The sequence below is a fragment of the Bifidobacterium pongonis genome (assembly GCF_019331805.1).
Taxonomy (GTDB): Bacteria; Actinomycetota; Actinomycetes; order Actinomycetales; family Bifidobacteriaceae; genus Bifidobacterium; species Bifidobacterium pongonis.
Map to the genome: position 1 here is coordinate 17,776 of NZ_JAHBBE010000017.1, position 17,653 is coordinate 35,428.

Below are 17,653 nucleotides of genomic sequence, written 5' to 3' on the forward strand. Positions count from 1 at the left end.
GCCGTACTTACTTTACTCGATGCCATGCCTACACGTCACTCCGGCGTTGCTGGCGGTTCACCCGCCGTCCACCCCTCAGCCACCTGATAGACAACCGCCGGGCAACTGTTGGGACAGCCGTTATGCAACTGTTGACTATCCGATGCGAACCCGACGATTCAAGCGAATCTGTCGAATCTGTCGAATCTGCAATCTGCCGATTCAGTCCACGTTATTGCCGTGCACCTGATTCTGCAGGTTCTTACGCGACGCCTCCATGGACGTGATCGTGCCGAGCAGCGCGATCTTCTCCTCGCCATCCGGCAAACGCGACATACGCGCCTTGGCCGAGGCGATGCGACGCATCAGACTCATATCCAGCAAGCGGGCGAGCAGTTCCGAAGCGTACTGCAATTCGGCCTTGGTCGCCGGCGCGGGCCCCTGCATACCGTTCTGCGCTCCCCCGTTCCCGGAGCCGTCGCCATTCGCGGAACCGTCCGCAAGCGGCAACGGCATGACGGCCAGCTCGTTGATCGCCGATTCAAGCATCGGACCACCCGCCTTGGTGAGATTATGCATCCACAGCCCTTGCGGGGTGGTGACCTCCGGCAGACCGCCGGCCGCGGCCACCGCCTGGAACAGCGTACGGAAAATCGGGGTTTCGAAACTGGACGGCGTCAACGAGGCGAACCATTCGCGGTTGATGGCGTTGGGAATCTGGATGAGCACGGCCATGAACTGCTCTTCGGCGATGAACACGGCATCATCCATACGGTAGAACGTCTGCCGTTCCGCATTCCCACGCTCGATAAGCCGCCTGCGTTCGGGCGTCATGCTCCTGTCATCCCGCTGCGGGGAGGAGAAACGGCGTTTCGGCGCATACGCGTCCTCGTCACGCACATGCATCTGCCGCTTGCAACGCTCCACCTCACGGCGCATCATGTCCAGATCGATGCCGCCGATACGTCTGACCGCCTGCCGCATATACAGGTCGACCTGCGAACGGTCGCGGATCTGCGCGATCAGCGGGGCCGTGGCCTTGACCGCGCCCAGACGACCCGTACTGTAACTGGTGTCGAAACGCTCGATCGCGGCGTCGATGACGAAATCGTACAGGGGTTTCGCATTGGTGACGAGCGCGCGAACCGCCTCATCACCCTGTTCGATGCGCAGATCGCACGGGTCGAGATTGTTCTCGGCCACCGCCACGAACGTCTGCGACAGGAACGCCGGATCCAGACCGAACGCGTGCAACGCGGCCTTCTGACCGGCGGCGTCGCCATCGAACGTGAACACGATGCGCGAACTGATCGGCTGACCGTCGACCTTCCGCGGGCCCACCAGCTGGATCGCGCCCATCGAATCATCCGCCACCAGCCTGCGCACGATCTTCGCGTGCTCCTCGCCGAACGCGGTACCGCAGGTGGCGATCGCCGTATCCACGCCGGCCAGATGCATGGCCATCACATCGGTATACCCTTCGACGATCACGGCCTGACGCTTCTTCACAATGGCCTGCTTGGCCAGATCGATGCCGTACAACACCTGGTTCTTGTGGTACAGCTGCGTGTCCGGAGTGTTGATGTACTTCGCGGCGATCTGATCGTCCTCATACAGTTTGCGCGCACCGAACCCGAGCGTACGGCCCGTCGAATCGCGGATCGGCCAAGTGACACGCCCACGGAAATAGTCGTAAATGCCACGCTGACCCTGCCTGGCCAAACCGGCGTCCAGCATCTCCTGTTGCGTGAACCCCTGCGACGCGAGATGACGCACCAGATTATCCCAACCCTGCGGCGCATACCCGCAGCCGAAGCGCTCGCAATCAGCCTGCGTGAAAGTGCGCCCACCAAGCAGCTTGCGTGCGGCGAGTGCCTCCTTCGTCATGATCTGGCTGACGAAGAACCGTTGGGCGGCCTCGTTCGCCTCCAGCAGCCTGGCGCGTTTGGAACCGGAGTGTTCGGCGCGTTTGGAACCGTTCTGCTCGTAATGCAGTTCGATATGGTATTTGTCCGCCAGCAGTTCCACCGCTTCGCGGAAGTCGATGTTCTCCTGCTCCTCCACGAACTTGAAGACGTCGCCGCCCAGACCGCAGCCGAAGCAATGCCACACGCCGAGCGCGGGACGCACGTTGAAGCTGCCGGTCTTCTCGTCATGGAAGGGGCACAATCCGACGAAGGTCCCGGTTCCCGAAGGCTTGAGCGAAACGGAGGCGGATACGATGTCGTAAAGGTCCGCGGCCGCGCGCACCTTTTCCACATCCTCTTTCAGAATCATTCCCGGCATAATCCACCACCCTAGCAGCCAACCGCCCCACGTGCCGGAAGCGACGTGGGGCGGTCGGGAAGGCCGCCTCGCCATATGGCTACGCTGGGAAGCCGTCAGCGTAGCCGAACCGGGAAGGCATCGCCAACTCGCTACGCTTACGCCCAGTCAGCGTAGACAGATGGCGACGCCCCGCCCGAATCCCCTTGCACCCTTCTGTCGGGCACGCACACCTTCAGCAATCAGCTCATAACCCGGCCATTTTCCACATACAAGGTATGGTCGGCGATCTCCTGCAACTCCGTTCCCTGATGCGAGGCGATAATCACCGCGTTTCCACGCTCCTTCTGCCGTCTCATCTCCTGCTGAAACGCCGCCACGGATTCACGATCCAACCCATTCATCGGTTCATCAAGCAGAATCAGACGCTGATGCTCCATAAGCGCCTGCACAATCGCCAACTTCTGACGCATGCCCAGCGAGAACGATTTCACCTTGTCATCGCGATGCTGCCACAAACCAAACACCCTCATAAGCCGTTCCGTCTCCGCCTCATCAAACCCACCGTCAAGTCCGGCAAGATAGTTCAAGTTCCCCCAAGCCGTATCCGCCCCGATGAACCCGGGATGCTCGATGAGCACGCCGATTTTCTCCGGCAACGCCTCATTGAACACCACCGGCTTGCCTCCAATGAGCACCCGCCCGTCGGTAGGCCGGATGAAACCGCATATCGCTCGCAGAAGCATGGTCTTGCCGGAACCGTTTGGCCCCACCAACCCATAGATCTCGCCGCGTTCGAACCCGCAATCCACACGGTCGAGCACGGTTTTACGCTTGATTACCTTGGTGTACTCATGGACCTCAACATACATGGTTTCTCTCCTTTGATAACTTCAGATGATTTCCATCCGCCTGCATAGCGGTACGAAGGAAGCGATGACCGTCATCGCGGCAAGGTTGAAGACGATCAGCCAATACGGCAATCCGCAAAACGAGTCGGTCATCAGCCATGATTCAACCGGCTTCACCGACTCCAGGATCACGCAGAGCATCAGAGCCGCGACATATCCTGCCGCACGATTGCCGAGAAGTATCCCCACATCACGGATTGCGATGACAAGCAACAATTGCAATGCCGCACAGACGGCAGTACCTATCAGAGAGCCCCCTTCGCCCCATCCTCCGATGGCGCTCGCCGTCAACAGCAGCGGAACACCGGTGAAAGCCAGGCAATATGCAACCAGACGAATCAGATAACGCCAGACTTTCCTACACACGCCACGCCTCCGTATGCATGCCATCGCGTTATTCGACAGCAAAATCGAGCAGGGCCATTCCATGATGATCAGCATGCCAAATACCAGAAACGCCAGAGGCACCCTATTGGCGAGCAACGGCCAGTCGCCAGTATCGTCCGCATTGCCGAAGCATCCGAGGAAAACCGATTTCGAAGGTTCTCGAATCAAATATTCGAAAACCACAGCGGCATACGGAACGCACAGAAGGCCACGGCATACGACCCGTTGCATGGCCCTACTCACAGCGAACCACCTTTCATATGGTCTTTTCGCCCGCACACCGCCCTGTTCGATATCGAAAGCACCGGGTACACCACGATGAAAACCAGGCATTTGACGCCGATCGCCATACGGATATCGCCCGGCATGGGGTAGGAAAAGAAAAACGCCAACTCCAGCCAAATATCAGGCAAGCCGGTCAAAGCCCACGGAAGCAGCACCACGGCGGCGAGCATCACGGGCATCACCCGCCCCCACGCAACGCCAAAGGCAATCATGAGGTGCATCACCGATCCAAGCACGACCAAGGCGAGTAGCGTCTGCACGAACAGCCACAACGGCCAGAAGCCGTTTGCGGACGGCAATGCGCCCTTACTCATCGCCCGGCACAGCACCGCATAGAACGCACTGTAATAGCAGGAAACCAACGCCGCCGCACACCATAGCCACGCGTTGTTGACACGCGATTGCGAAGAGGCGGAACGTCTCGTCAATTCCATCGGCGAACGGTCCACCGTACCAAACCACAGCAGGAATATGAAAGTCGGCGCGACCCACACACCCCAAAACGTGGGGCTAAGAAAGCCTCCAACCACGTTCCCCGCTGCCAGCGATTGCGGAACATATGCCACCATGCGCAACGATGACAATACGACAACCACGGCGCACAGCGCCCTCTCCCACAGCGGAGAGAATCTCCATAAGTGCCGCCATTCATAGAGCATCTCTGCGAAGTTCAATCTCATACAATGCTCCAGCAAGAATAAGAAACAGCATTACGTTGGCCCCAGCGCCCCATACGCCATAGGATCCGGAATCGGCGCTGAAATTCAGGAAAACCACCTGGCTGAATTCGTTGGCGACCAACTGGGCACGCAACGGCAGAATCGCAGGCAACAGCCAGATCAGCAACGACACCGCAAAAGGAACCAGTATCTCCACGTATCGTTTCCCGATGAACGCCGACGCGCCGATCGCAAGGCAGGCATACGCTCCGGAAAGCATGAATATCAGCGCGAAGACAACCACCAACATCAGCGGCTGGCTGGTTTCGTATAGGGGATACAGCCATGAGTCCGCCCGGATGACCGGGTAGTACGTGAAATACGGGTTCGTCGCAATATGATCGACGCCATCGATAAACGACATGTGCGGCTGACGAATAACCGCGATCACCAGATTGAGCAGCAGAGGAAGAACCCCACCCAATCCTCCCAGCACAAATCCGGCACAAAACGATGAGCGCAGCACGTCGCGCCGCCCAGTACGGGTGAGCATCATACGCAAACGGCCGCTGTTCTTCTCATCCGAGTACAGTCCGCCACCAGCCAAAGCCGCGATGCACGGCAACAGCATGCAATATATGGCACCACCGGCGCCCACATCGCTGAACAGCATCATGTAGCGGAGGAACGTGGGCTCGGATTCCGGTAATACGAATGTGGCGTGAAATGTCGTCCAATAATTCAGCGCTATCAGCACTATTCCGATGCCGGCGATGGCAGGGAATCTCCAACTTCGGAGCGTTCTGGACAGCTGTTGGCGCACTAATGAAACACTCATACCGCAAAGATAAAAAAAGGCGCGGCAATGCCGCGCCCGCAATAATCATACGAATGGGCAGACTTTGGCCCACGGTAGTTCTATCGCGATGGACCATTCGCCATCCTCCGTGCACCATTCGGCAGTGCCTCCGGCATTGCGAACGATATTCGACAGGTCACGCAGTCCGAAACCCGAGGAGAGCACACCCTCCCCGCATGTCTTCCCCACTCGACTGCCATCACCGCATCCGTTGGACGACATAATCGTCGTCCGATCCGCGTCAATCACCACAGTCATGGCGTAATCACCGGGAACGGCATGCTTTGCGATATTCGATCCCAGTTCGCCGACAATGGTGCATACCAGTCGGCCCCACTGCCGGGTAGGACAGCCGCCACGGTCGATCAGCATGGCCTCGCCGGTAAAACCGAGCGCGGCCAGCCGGTCGCTCACCTCTTTCAATACCGCTCTCACCTCGCCCGTGCGGGAACGATCATCGTCACGGCTCGTATCCGGCATGCTCGCCTTTGACAGCGCTCCCATGCTTTGCGCATCAGTATCATCGATTCGATTCGTAACCGGAACGATCACCTCCGAGCGCAAGGCTTTCAACGCCTGCTCTACAAGTCGTTCGACCCGCTCATCATGCTCGCCCTGCTCGCTACGGCACAGCAGAACCGCATAGCTCAACGTATTCGCCACGGAATCGTGCAACGTATGCATCATGCGCAATTGTTCTTTCCGATAGGCGATCTCGCGATCAGCCAACCGTTGACGCAACAGCAGACCCTGCCATTCGCGCACCACCAATCCGCAAAGCAACGCGACACAATACGGAGCCAAAACGGTAAGCAGCGAAACCGGATCCGGAAAGTAACCATCGCTCTTCGTCAAAAGCACGGCAACGGTTCCGGCAAGAACGACAGCCAGACATGCGCAGGCCTTCCTCCGACTCCCCCGCCAAGCCAGCAACGCCAACGCATAACACGTTCCGATATATTCCGGCCCATTGCCCGGAATCGGGGCGGCGAAAGCAATCACGTTGAACACGCATATCGCATAAGCGGCGGCGATAGGAGCACATGGCAGAGCCAGATACAGGATCACACGCGCCACCGCCAACGCCCATGGCGCCCATGGCACAAGCATGGATATGCCGCTGGAATCCCCATACAGCCCCCAGGCGGAACATGCGGCGTAGATGATGCCCACGCAGGAGACGAGGATATCGACGAAATTGACATCGTTCCTCATCCTCCGGAAAATCAGGCGAACGTCATGAGAGCCTTTGCCCACGTCAGATGATTCCCTTTTTGACGCACAAACCAATCGCCTGCGAACGATTATGAACACCCAACTTCTTATAGGCACTATTCATGTGCGTTTTCACGGTCCCCTCGCTCATGTGCAACTGCCGTGCCACTGCCAGAACCGTTCGGCCTTTAAGAAAAAGCGTCAGCACCTGCCGTTCGGTTTCGGTAAGCGTGAGGTTGGCAGCCGACACGCCACCATCAATCCACTCAATCGCTTCCTCGTCATGTGCCGCCGCACCGATACGATGCACCAATCGTTCGACTGGCACATCCTTATGGACGATGGAACTCATCCCGACATCATGCATTCGCGCGGTGTCGACGGCAAAAGCGGTCATACCGACAATAACGAGACCCGGCCAACGTCGATGCAGCGTTCCGGACAGCGCGAAACCATCCGCTCCTGGCATCTCCATGTCCGTCAGCACGACATTCGGACGGCATGAATCGCGGTTGCACAGGTCAATGGCGTCAGCAGCACCGGTAACCGACCACAGCACCTTCAAAGGTGCCTGACGCTGAATGAGAACATTCTCAATGGCCTGCGCAACCAAGGGGTCATTATCGACAATGCCCAACGAAAGCATACCGCCAGCATTCCTCGCGTTTACAGGATGCTTGCCGGGTCGAGCTTGGCGAGATCCTCGGCGGGCAGCACTTCGGGCGCATGCTCATACAGGCGAGGAATGCGATTGCGCAGGCAGGTGAAGATCTCATAGCTGATGGTGTCGGCGGCGCGAGCCCAATCGTCGGCCGTGGGCTCGCCATAATCCTCGCCACGACCGGGGCCGAACAGCTCCACCGTATCGCCTTCGGCGATGCCCAGCTCGGCGGCGGAACCATGCAGATCGAGAATGAACTGATCCATGCACACGCGACCGGACACATGGTAGACGCGCGGCCCCTGCGTGGTCATCACACGCACCGGGCCACCCGGCTTCTCCACATGCTTGGCACCCTCCATATCGAAACCGGACGCGGAACGGTGAATGCCATCCGCATAACCCAACGGCACGATCGCGGTCGACGTGTTCTCCGGGGTCAAGTACGTGCGGCCATACGAAATGCCATGCCCCGCTTCGACATCCTTGACCGTGCCCAACTGCGCCTGCAACCGCATCGCCGGCTTGAGCTTATAGGTATTCGGCGTACCCATCGCCGGATCCGGCTCATAGCCGTACAGGCCGATACCGGGGCGGGTGAGTTCGAAATGGATCTCCGGACGATCCAACGTGGCCGCCGTATTGGCAAGATGACGGATGCTCGGCGCGATGCCGGCCTGCTTCATGCGATCGGTGAACGCGTTGAAATTCGCGATCTGACGTTCGGTGGATGCCACGAATTCCGGAACATCCGGACTGTCGGCCACGGCGAGATGGCTCCACTGGCCGATGACCTCGATCACACCCTCCTTGGCCAACGGCACCAGCTTGTCAAGCGCCGCACCGAAACCCTCCGGCGTGAAACCGTTACGGCCGAAACCGGAATCGACCTTCACATGCACGCGGGCCGGCTTGCTCATCTTGCGCGCAGCCTCAGCCACGGCATCAATGCCCGGCAAGGAACCGACCGACACGTCGATATCGTTATCGATAAGCTCATCGAACGGCACCGCAGTGCCGTTGTACACCCACGTGAGAATGTGGCAGCGGTCAGCACCGATGCCAAGCTTGCGCAGCAGCAGCGCCTCGTGCGATTGCGCGGTGCCAAGCCATGTGGCGCCTCCCGCCAGAGCGGCGAGCGCCGACGGCAGCAGACCGTGGCCGTACGCGTCCGCCTTGACCACGCCCATCACGGCAGTACCGGAATCCGGCCCGCCCACCGTGGCGACGAGGTGACGCATATTGTCACGCATCGCCTTGAGATCGACGATCGCCTGCGCCGGGTACTGGCGGCAGGCGGCCTCATAATTGGCTTTACCTTGTTCGGATGAAAACGCGATTTCTGGTGCTGCATTCATACTCATGGTTCCCCATTGTCGCGCGCCCCGGTAACAAATACGCGCAAGAATCGCCAAAACACGAGAACAGTTCCATATATGGCGTATATGGCAAGGCGGCGGGACATATGGCGAGACATATGGCGAGACGCGACGGCCGTTTTTCCGCCCGGGCACGTAGACTACGGAACCATGTCGCGGTTCGCCCCACGCAAGGCACCGCGCCGTTGATTTCTGGCGTTGAGGCGTGCCAGAGTCCCGGAACACCGTCCGGTTCCTGCCCAAATTCCGCTTGTTTTCGAGAGAGAAACCAATGGATTTATTCCGCAAAAAATCGGTGGACCAGCTTGTTTCCGAAGCGACGCCGCTGAAAAGAACCCTACGAACCTTCGATCTGACCATGCTCGGCATCGGCGCGATCATCGGCACCGGCATCTTCGTCCTCACCGGCAAGGGCGCACTCACCGCAGGACCGGCACTCTCCGTATCCTTCCTGCTCGCCGCCGTCTGCTGCGGCTTCGCCGGACTGTGCTACGCCGAATTCGCCTCCATGGCGCCCGTATCCGGATCCGCCTACTCCTACGCCTACCTGGCGTTCGGTGAACTCGTCGCCTTCGTGATCGGCTGGGACCTCATCCTGGAATACGCGCTGCAAGCCGCCACCGTTTCGGCCGGCTGGTCCGGGTATTTCAACAAACTGCTTGAAGGATTCGGCCTGCACCTGCCCGTCGAACTCACCGCAGCCTACGGCACCACGCCCGGCGTCACCACCTACTTCAACCTGCCCGGCTTCATCATCGTGCTGCTCATCACCTGGCTGCTGTCCATCGGCATCAACCAGACCAAGAAAACCAACGACATCATGGTGATGATCAAACTCGTCATCATCGTCCTGTTCATCATCTGCACCGTCTGGTACGTGAACCCCGCCAACTGGAAGCCGTTCTCCCCGTACGGCATCTACACCTTCCAGCCCGGATCCACGCAGCCCTACGGCATCGTGCCCGCAGCCTCGATCGTGTTCTTCAGCTTCATCGGATTCGACGCCGTCTCCTCCTCCGCCGAGGAAACCATCAACCCGAACAAGACGCTGCCGCGCGGCATCCTGCTGTCGCTGGTCATCTCCACCGTGCTGTACATCGCCATGACCTTCATCATGACCGGCGTCGTGCCCTACAAGGAGTTCGCCAAGTTCGTGGACGCCCCGGTCGCCGGTGTGATCCTCGCCACCGGCCTGAACTGGCTCGCCGTGATCGTGAACCTCGGTGCGCTCATCGGCATGACCACCGTCATGCTCGTGCAGCTGTACGGCCAGTCCCGCATCTGCTACGCCATGAGCCGTGACGGCCTGTTCCCGAAGTTCTTCGGCGAAGTGCATCCGAAGTACCACACCCCGTTCAAGGGCACTTGGTTCTTCGGCATCCTCACCGCCATCGCCGGCGGCTTCATCAACATCAACGTGCTGTTCGAGCTGGTGAACATCGGCACCCTGTCCGCGTTCATCATCGTGTCCGCGGGCATTCTGTGGATGCGTAAGACCCAGCCGGACGCGCATCGCGGCTTCCGCGCCCCGGGCGTACCGTTCACGCCGATCTGCTCGATCGTGTTCTGTCTGATTCTGATCGGCGGACTCAACTGGGAGACCTGGCTGCGTTTCGCCATCTGGTTCGCGCTCGGCCTCGTGGTGTACTTCACGTACAGCCGCAAGCGTTCCAAGCTCAACGGTTCCACGGGTGACGGCGCTACCGCAACCGCTGCCAAGGCTGACGCTGCAGCTGCAACCGCAACCGCAACCGCTTCGGCAGCAACCGCCGAAGCCTAGGCGAATCCTGATCAACGCACATCAACGGCCCGTCCCGAGATTCATCCGGCACGGGCCGTTCTCATATCTACGGCTCATCACAGGCAGATGCCCCCTCTCAACCCCATACTCCATTACCGAAATCAGACAAAAACAGGGCAAATTTGTCTGATTCCGGAGAAGAAACCCCACCCCCCCCTCATTACCAAAATCAGACAAAAACCGCCCAAATTTGTCTGAAAACGGTAGAAGCAACCCCAAGTCCCCCATTACCGGAATCGGACAGAAACAGCCCAAATTTGTCTGATTTCGGAGAAGGGACTCACAAACCTCCGCCCCCCATTACCAAAATCAGACAAAAACAGCCCAAATTTGTCCGATTTCGGAGAAGGGATTCCCAAACCCACGCCCCCTCATTACCGAAATCAGACAAAAACAGCCCAATTTTGTCCGATTTCGGAGAAGGGATTCCCGAACCCACGCCCCCTCATTACCGAAATCAGACAAAAACAGCCCAAATTTGTCCGAAAACGGTAGGGACAAAGCCAAGTCCCCCATTACCAAAATCAGACAGAAACGGGGCAATTTTGTCTGATTTCGGAGAAGGGTCCCGAATTCCTAGTAATGGCCGGGCAGCGTGGAACGTGTTCGACACACTCAAGGCCGTTTGGCCAAGCTTACAGTCTCACACGCTCCACGCTGCCCTCTCGGCCCCTGCTTAGCGTAGACGGTCAGAGAAAGAGTCTCCATATAGCTACGCTGAGAAGCCGCCAGCGTAGACGAACAGCGAAGGCATCACCGGATGCCCACGTCGGAAAGTCAACAGCGTATAAACGAACGCCCTCGGCGTTGCCGTATGGCTACGCCGAGGGCGTCAAAAAAGAAAACCAGCGAACCGAAATCACCACTCGTGGCGCTGATAGGCGATGCGCGTGGTGTCGATGGGGCGGTCGAGCAGCTGAATCAGGCCGCAGCGGGCGAAACCGTTCGATTCGAGCACATGCTGCATGGCCTTGTTGTTCGGATGCGTGTCGGCGCGCACATTGCCGTAATGCTCGATGCACCAGTTGATGCACTCCTTGGCCGCTCCACGAACAAGCCCGGAGGAGGCGACGCGATGGATCGTCACATACGGGTCGTCATCCAGCCAGGCGCCATCGATATGCACGTACGTCGGATCGATGCCCGTGCACAATGCGAATTGGGCGAGCACGCGTTCCTTGCCGTCAACCGTGTCGACGAGCAGCATGGTGCGCTGCGATTCGATATCGTCACGGATCACTTCCTCGCGCGGGAACTTGTCCCCCCACTGCGTGGGATTCCCACTGGCCGCCATCAGTTCGCGGGCACGCTGATAGATCGCGTGTATTGTCGGCAAATCATCCATCGTGGCATGGCGGAAACGTCTCGTAACGGTATCGTCGTTCACAGCTCACCTCGCTCGCATCATGTATTACCGAGCGATAAAGCTAGCACGTTCGGTGCACATCACCAAGTATCACCGTCATGCCCCCGTCCGCCCATCGAGTCGACGCGCCGAATGTCGGAAATCAGACCACCTTGCGTTCGAACGGATCCGAGCTGATGCCCTTGGCGAGAATGTCCTTGCACCATTCCTTCGCCGTGAACAGGCTGTGGTCACGGTAGTTGCCGCAGCTTTCGACGGTCGTGGCGGGAACGTCGTCCCACGTCGCCTCATAGGCGATGAATTCGAGCGCTTCCTTGAGCGCACGCGCCACTTCCTCGGTGGGATGCGTGCCCCAGGTCAGCAGATGGAAGCCGGTACGGCAGCCGAACGGCGAGCAGTCGATGTAGCCGGGGATGCGTTCGCGCAGCAGCACGGCGATGGTGTGTTCGATGGTGTGCAGGCCACCGGTGGGGATGGCGTTCTCGTTCGGCTGCACCAGGCGCAGATCGTAATTGGAGATCACGTCGCCGTTGGGACCGGTTTCGGTGTCGATGTAGCGCACGTAGGGCGCCTTCACCTTGGTGTGGTCGAGCTGGAAGCTTTCGACTACCGGCTTGTTATCCGTCATGATTGTCCTTTCTCATATTCGCCGCTGCCACGGCCAGTGCCACGGCGAGGCGCCACTACGATGGCATTTCTACCACTGTGGCCGTTTCGCGCGGCCAAGTCAATCCGTTCGTTATGCGTTTCCCCGATCACCGGTTATCAAAGCCCATCACCGGTTGCCCTCGTCCGCATCCCGCGTTTCCGAACCGCCCGCCGCAGGCGGCTCCTCCACCGCACGAATCGCCTCCAGGAAGCGCTCGCCATACCTGCGCATCTTGACTTCGCCTACACCGCTGATCTCCAGCATCCGCGCATTGGTGGTCGGCCGTACGCGCGCCATGTCACGCAACGTCTTGTCGCTGAACACGATGTACGGCGGTTTGCCGATTTCGCGGGCGATGGCGAGACGCAGTTCGCGCAGTTTGCCGAACAGTTCTTCCTCGGCCGGGCTTGCACCCCAATCGCCGCCCTGCGACTGCGACAGCGGGCGCACCTGCGATTGCGTGCGGGCGCTTCCGCCCTGCCCCGCCGAACTGCGGGCGATGCGTTTCATCTCATAATGGAAATCCGGTTGCACGGTTTCCGCGGCACGCGCACCGAACATGACGATCGGCATGCGTCCTTCGGAGATGCGCAGGAACCCGTCGGCCACCATCTGGTTGAGCACGTCGCGCACGCGCGCTTCGGGAACGTCCTTGAGTTTGCCGTACGTGGCCATGGTTTCCGGGTGCCATACCGCGAGATCCTGCGATTTCGAACCGCGTAGGATCTTCACGATCTTGCCCATGCCTACTTTCTGGTTCACATCATGCACGCACATGCTGATGGCACGCGCCACGTCGGTCGCGTCCACGGTTTCGAAAGTCTGCCCGCAGTTCGCGCATCCACCTTCGCACATGCCGCCGTGCGCATCCGCCTGCTCCCCGAAATACCGCGTCATATAGCCATGCAGGCATTCGGTGGTGCGGCAGTAGCCGACCATGCCGTCGAGCAGCCGACGCTTCGACTGGCGTACGATCTCCTGCTCCTCCGGCGTGAGACGTTCGTTTTCATAATCCGAATCCATGAGACGCCGCCGCGTGACGATATCGGATTCGTTCCACAGCAGCGTGCATCGGCTCGGTTCGCCGTCACGCCCGGCACGCCCGGCCTCCTGATAGTAGGCTTCGATGCTTTCGGGCATGTTGTGGTGGATCACGTACCGCACGTTCGACTTGTCGATGCCCATGCCGAAGGCGTTCGTCGCGACTACCACCGGCACGCGGTCGTTGACGAAGTCGCGTTGCGCCTGCTCCCTCACGTCCGGCGACATGCCACCATGGTAGGCGACGGCGACGCGCCCTTCCTGAGCGGATGTGCCGAGCAGTATGGGCACGGTGTGGTTCAGCGATGCGGCGAGGCTTTCGGTTTCCTTGCGCGTGGCGCAATACACGATGCCCGATTCGGACGCATGGTCCGCCACGTATCGTGCGATCCAGGCAGCCTTGTTCTTGGTGTCGAGTTTGAGGATGTCGAAGTAGAGGTTCGGCCGGTCGAATCCGGTGACCGTGACCTGCGGGTTTGTAAGGCCCAGGATGCCGATGATGTCGCGGCGGACGCGTTCGGTGGCGGTCGCGGTGAACGCTGCCACGATGGGGCGAGTGGGAAGCCCGGCGATGAATTCGCCGATGCCCAAGTACGAGGAACGGAAGTCCTGGCCCCATTGGGAGACGCAGTGCGCCTCGTCCACGGCGACCATGGAGATGGGCGTTCGGCTGGCGAAGTTCCGGAAACGTTGCGTTTCCAAGCGTTCCGGGGCGACATACAGCAGTTTGGCCTGACCGTTCGCGGCCATGGACAGGGCGAGATCCTGCTGGTCGGGCGTCTGCATGCCGTTGACGAACAGGGCGGGGATGCCCGTGTCGTTGAGCGCGTCCACCTGATCCTGCATGAGGGAGATGAGCGGCGAGACGACGATGGTCACGCCCGGCAGCAGCGTGGCGGGAATCTGGTAGCAGACCGATTTGCCTGCGCCCGTAGGCATGACTCCGAGCACATCCCGCCCGTCGAGAATCGCGTTGACGATGCCTTCCTGCCCCGGTCGGAAGGCATCGTAGCCGAAGAATGTGCGTAGTGCGCCGCGCGCCGCCGTAGTATCTGCCATACGCGACAGTCTAGTCGGCGACGCGCGGTGCACATATCACGCACTCACGCGGTACGCAACCATCGCACACTCACGCGGTGCAACCGTCACGCACTCACTCGGTGCGCAGCGCGGTGGCGGGATCGCGCTTGGCCGCGCCACGCGACGGGATAAGCCCGCCGATCAGCGTGAGCACGACGCTGAGGATCACCAGCGCGATGGCGTTACCGACCGGCAGCACGGCGCTGACCTCCGTGGTACCCATGAAGTAGTGCAGCACACTGTTGATCGGAATGTTGAGCAGCACGGTCACGCCCACGCCGATCAGACCTGCCAGCAGGCCGATGATGCCGGTTTCCGCGTTGAACACGTTCGACACGTTGCGCTTGGAGGCGCCCATGGCGCGCAGAATGCCGATCTCCTTGGTGCGTTCGAGCACGGAAATGTAGGTGATGATGCCGATCATGATCGACGACACCACCAGCGACACGGCCACGAACGCGATGAGCACGTAGGTGATGACGTTGATGATGGTGGTCACCGAGTTCATCATCAGACCCACGTAATCGGTGTAGGTGATCTTGTCCTTCTCCTTGGCGGTCTTGTTGTAGTCGTCGATGGCGTCGTTGATGGAGTTCTTGTCTTCGAAACTGTCGACGTAGATGTTGATGGAGCTGGGCGCGCTGCGGCTGACCACGCCGAAATCGGTGAGATTGTCGTTGTAGGAGCCGGTGGACACGTACTGGTTGTAGATGGCGACGAGCGTCGTCTGATCGGCTGTGGCGATGTACGCGTCGAAGCGTTCGGCGAGCTGCTGTTCGCTCATCTGCGCGAGGCTTGCGCCCTGCTGGCCTGCGGCGGCCTGCTGATCGGCGGAACCGGTCTGCCCCGCCGCACCGTTCTGGCCGGCCGCGCCTTGTGCGGACGCCATGAGGTTCTGCGCCATCTGCGCCTTCTTGCTCACGCCGAGGGACGCGATATAGTCGCGCGCATCCTGCGCCTTGGTGGCGTCGTCGGACGGCGAGAACGTCATGCCGTTGAGCACGTTGTGCGTCTTGTCGGCCTTCTGTTCGGCGACGATTTCGCTGGATTCGGCGCGGTCGATGAGGGCATCGGTCAATGCGCGCGTATAGCCCACGCCGGAGGCCAGCGGTGTCGCGTCGGCGTCCTTGATCGGCTTGACCACGCCCACGATCTTCAGATCGATGGCCTTATCCGTGTCGATCAACGAATCGATCCGGTCGGCGTCGTCGCCCACGTAGTTCCAATGGCCGTCATCGCCCTTGACGTACTGGTCGCAGGCGGGCAGCAGTTTGAGCGTGCGTCCGATGACGTCGGTGTAGTTGATCTTCTTGGTGTCGGTTTTCACCTTGTCGCCGGAGTTGAGCTGGTTCATCATGTCGTGGTATTCGTCGGCGGATTTCAGGCCCAGCTCGTACACGGTGGTCAGCGACAGCGCATTGTTCTCGTCGAGTACGACCACGACTTCGTTCTTGTTCTTCGGCCAGGATCCCTTGACCACCGTGTAGTTGTCGGAAACGACCTTGCCGACGTTCTGCTTGCCGTCGGCGCTCGGCATGATCTCGTGGAACGAGCTCGGCGCGGCGTTCTGATCGGTTTTGCCGGTGAGCATGCTCACACGCGTGGAGGTGAAGGTGGTGGAGTCGGCGGACATGAGCGAACCATTGGCCATCTGATCGGCCATCGACTTGGAACCGCTGCCGCCCACGGTCACACCGTCCGCGTCGACCAGCGTGCCATCCGCGTCATGCGAATACACGGAGAACTTCGTGTCGTAGGAGTACTGGATTCCCGCGGCGCCGACATACTTGTTGATCTCGCTGTCCTTGTTGTCCAAGTATTTCTTGAACGCGCTCAGATTGTTCTCGGTGATGCTGCTGGTCATCGAAGCGGTGCCCTTGATGGCCGTATCATCCGGGTAGATCGCGTCGCTGCCATGCTTCTTGCCCTGGTTTTCCGCGCTTTGCTTGCCGGAGTTCATCATGCTGGTCAGATCGAAGGTCTGTTCGTCGATGGTGATCGGGTAGGCGGTCATCGTTTCGCGCTGGATGTTGGCGATGTATGTGTTCACGCCGGCCGAAACGGACATGATGAGCGCGATGCCGATGATGCCGATGGATCCGGCGAACGAGGTGAGGAACGTGCGCCCCTTCTTGGTGCGCAGGTTGTTGAAGCTCAACGCGATGGAGGTGAGGAACGACATGGAGGCGCGGCCCATCGTCCTATGCACCGGGGCTTCGGCCGATTCGTCGGCGACCGGTTCGAACGGATCGGAATCCGAACGGATCACGCCGTCCTTGAGTTCCACGATGCGCGTGGCATACTGGTAGGCCAGTTCGGGGTTGTGCGTCACCATGACGACGAGACGGTCCTTGGCCACGTCCTTGAGCAGTTCCATGATCTGCACGGAGGTTTCGGAGTCGAGTGCGCCGGTCGGCTCGTCGGCCAGCACGATGTCCGGATCGTTGACCAATGCGCGGGCGATGGCCACGCGCTGCATCTGGCCGCCGGAGAGCTGGTTCGGCTTCTTGTCGATATGATCACCCAATCCCACCTGTTCGAGCGCCTTGCGTGCACGCTGGCGTCGTTCCGAACGCGGAACGCCGGAAATGGTCAGGGCGAGTTCCACATTGGACAGGATCGTCTGGTGCGGGATGAGATTGTAGCTTTGGAACACGAAACCGATGGTGTGATTGCGGTAGGAGTCCCAGTCGCGGCTCTTGTACTGCTTGGTGGAGATGCCGTTGATCACCAGATCGCCGGAATCGTAATGGTCGAGTCCGCCGATGATGTTGAGCAGCGTGGTTTTGCCCGATCCCGAAGGTCCGAGGATGGCCACGAACTCGCTGTCACGCAGGTTCAGACTGACATCGTCCAACGCCTGTTGCACGAAATCGCCGGTTTTGTATTGTTTGGAGATGCCTTGGATCTGCAGCATGCCGCCTCGTCTCGCTAATCGTCGTCCCCTCCCCGGTGCGGGGTGCGCCCTTGGCGAGCGCGGACGTTGTCGAAAGCATTATAGGGCGGCACCCCCGTCATAACAATGGTCGGGAAAGCAATGCAATATGTTTCCCTAAGCGCATCGCATACGAGAGGGGCCGTGCGAACCGGACCTGCGATCCGGCTCGTACGACCCC

13 protein-coding genes are annotated in these 17,653 nt (G+C 59.8%); 1 reads left to right on the forward strand and 12 read right to left on the reverse strand.

The window, feature by feature from the left end:
- Positions 1 to 201 precede the first annotated feature (201 nt).
- The 8 genes from dnaG to alr all read right to left on the reverse strand — a co-directional run bounded on the left by dnaG (position 202) and on the right by alr (position 8,585).
- Complete coding sequence (gene dnaG / locus KIH75_RS05480) at positions 202 to 2,265, reverse strand: DNA primase (RefSeq protein ID WP_219055771.1); 2,064 nt, start codon at positions 2,263 to 2,265, stop codon at positions 202 to 204.
- 221 nt (positions 2,266 to 2,486) lie between these two features.
- Entirely contained in the window at positions 2,487 to 3,116 is a 630-nt protein-coding gene (locus KIH75_RS05485; RefSeq protein WP_219055772.1) for an ABC transporter ATP-binding protein, read from the reverse strand.
- Positions 3,117 to 3,137: 21 nt separating this feature from the next.
- Entirely contained in the window at positions 3,138 to 3,785 is a 648-nt protein-coding gene (locus KIH75_RS05490) for a hypothetical protein (protein ID WP_219055773.1), read from the reverse strand.
- Positions 3,782 to 4,507: a hypothetical protein gene (locus KIH75_RS05495; protein ID WP_219055774.1), complete on the reverse strand. Its 726-nt coding sequence runs from the start codon at positions 4,505 to 4,507 to the stop codon at positions 3,782 to 3,784. The genes KIH75_RS05490 and KIH75_RS05495 overlap by 4 nt, the downstream gene beginning before the upstream one ends.
- Positions 4,476 to 5,162 (reverse strand): ABC transporter permease, encoded by a 687-nt coding sequence (locus KIH75_RS05500; RefSeq protein WP_219055775.1) that lies wholly within the window; start codon positions 5,160 to 5,162, stop codon positions 4,476 to 4,478. Before KIH75_RS05500 ends, KIH75_RS05495 begins: the two co-directional genes overlap by 32 nt.
- Positions 5,163 to 5,369: 207 nt before the next feature.
- Complete coding sequence (locus KIH75_RS05505) at positions 5,370 to 6,602, reverse strand: sensor histidine kinase (RefSeq protein WP_219055776.1); 1,233 nt, start codon at positions 6,600 to 6,602, stop codon at positions 5,370 to 5,372.
- A 1-nt stretch (position 6,603) separates the two neighbouring features.
- Complete coding sequence (locus KIH75_RS05510) at positions 6,604 to 7,206, reverse strand: response regulator transcription factor (protein WP_219055777.1); 603 nt, start codon at positions 7,204 to 7,206, stop codon at positions 6,604 to 6,606.
- Positions 7,207 to 7,226: 20 nt separating this feature from the next.
- Positions 7,227 to 8,585, reverse strand: coding sequence for an alanine racemase (alr, locus tag KIH75_RS05515; protein ID WP_219055778.1), 1,359 nt, complete (start codon positions 8,583 to 8,585; stop codon positions 7,227 to 7,229).
- Positions 8,586 to 8,871: 286 nt separating this feature from the next.
- Here alr and KIH75_RS05520 point away from each other — a divergent pair, with 286 nt between their 5' ends.
- Entirely contained in the window at positions 8,872 to 10,380 is a 1,509-nt protein-coding gene (locus tag KIH75_RS05520) for an amino acid permease (RefSeq protein WP_236028069.1), read from the forward strand.
- Between the two features lie 880 nt (positions 10,381 to 11,260).
- On the opposite strand, the gene KIH75_RS05525 is transcribed toward KIH75_RS05520, so the two are convergent.
- The 4 genes from KIH75_RS05525 to KIH75_RS05540 form a co-directional block, all read right to left on the reverse strand.
- A complete protein-coding gene (locus tag KIH75_RS05525) occupies positions 11,261 to 11,746 on the reverse strand; it encodes a GNAT family N-acetyltransferase (RefSeq protein WP_219055792.1) in 486 nt (161 codons plus the stop codon).
- A 163-nt stretch (positions 11,747 to 11,909) separates the two neighbouring features.
- Positions 11,910 to 12,395 (reverse strand): S-ribosylhomocysteine lyase, encoded by a 486-nt coding sequence (locus KIH75_RS05530; RefSeq protein ID WP_219055779.1) that lies wholly within the window; start codon positions 12,393 to 12,395, stop codon positions 11,910 to 11,912.
- A 147-nt stretch (positions 12,396 to 12,542) separates the two neighbouring features.
- Positions 12,543 to 14,516 (reverse strand): DNA helicase RecQ, encoded by a 1,974-nt coding sequence (gene recQ / locus KIH75_RS05535; RefSeq protein WP_219055780.1) that lies wholly within the window; start codon positions 14,514 to 14,516, stop codon positions 12,543 to 12,545.
- Between the two features lie 94 nt (positions 14,517 to 14,610).
- Positions 14,611 to 17,454 carry an ABC transporter ATP-binding protein/permease gene (locus tag KIH75_RS05540; RefSeq protein WP_219055781.1) on the reverse strand — a complete coding sequence of 948 codons (2,844 nt, stop codon included), beginning with the start codon at positions 17,452 to 17,454 and terminating at the stop codon, positions 14,611 to 14,613.
- Between the last annotated feature and the right edge of the window lie 199 nt (positions 17,455 to 17,653).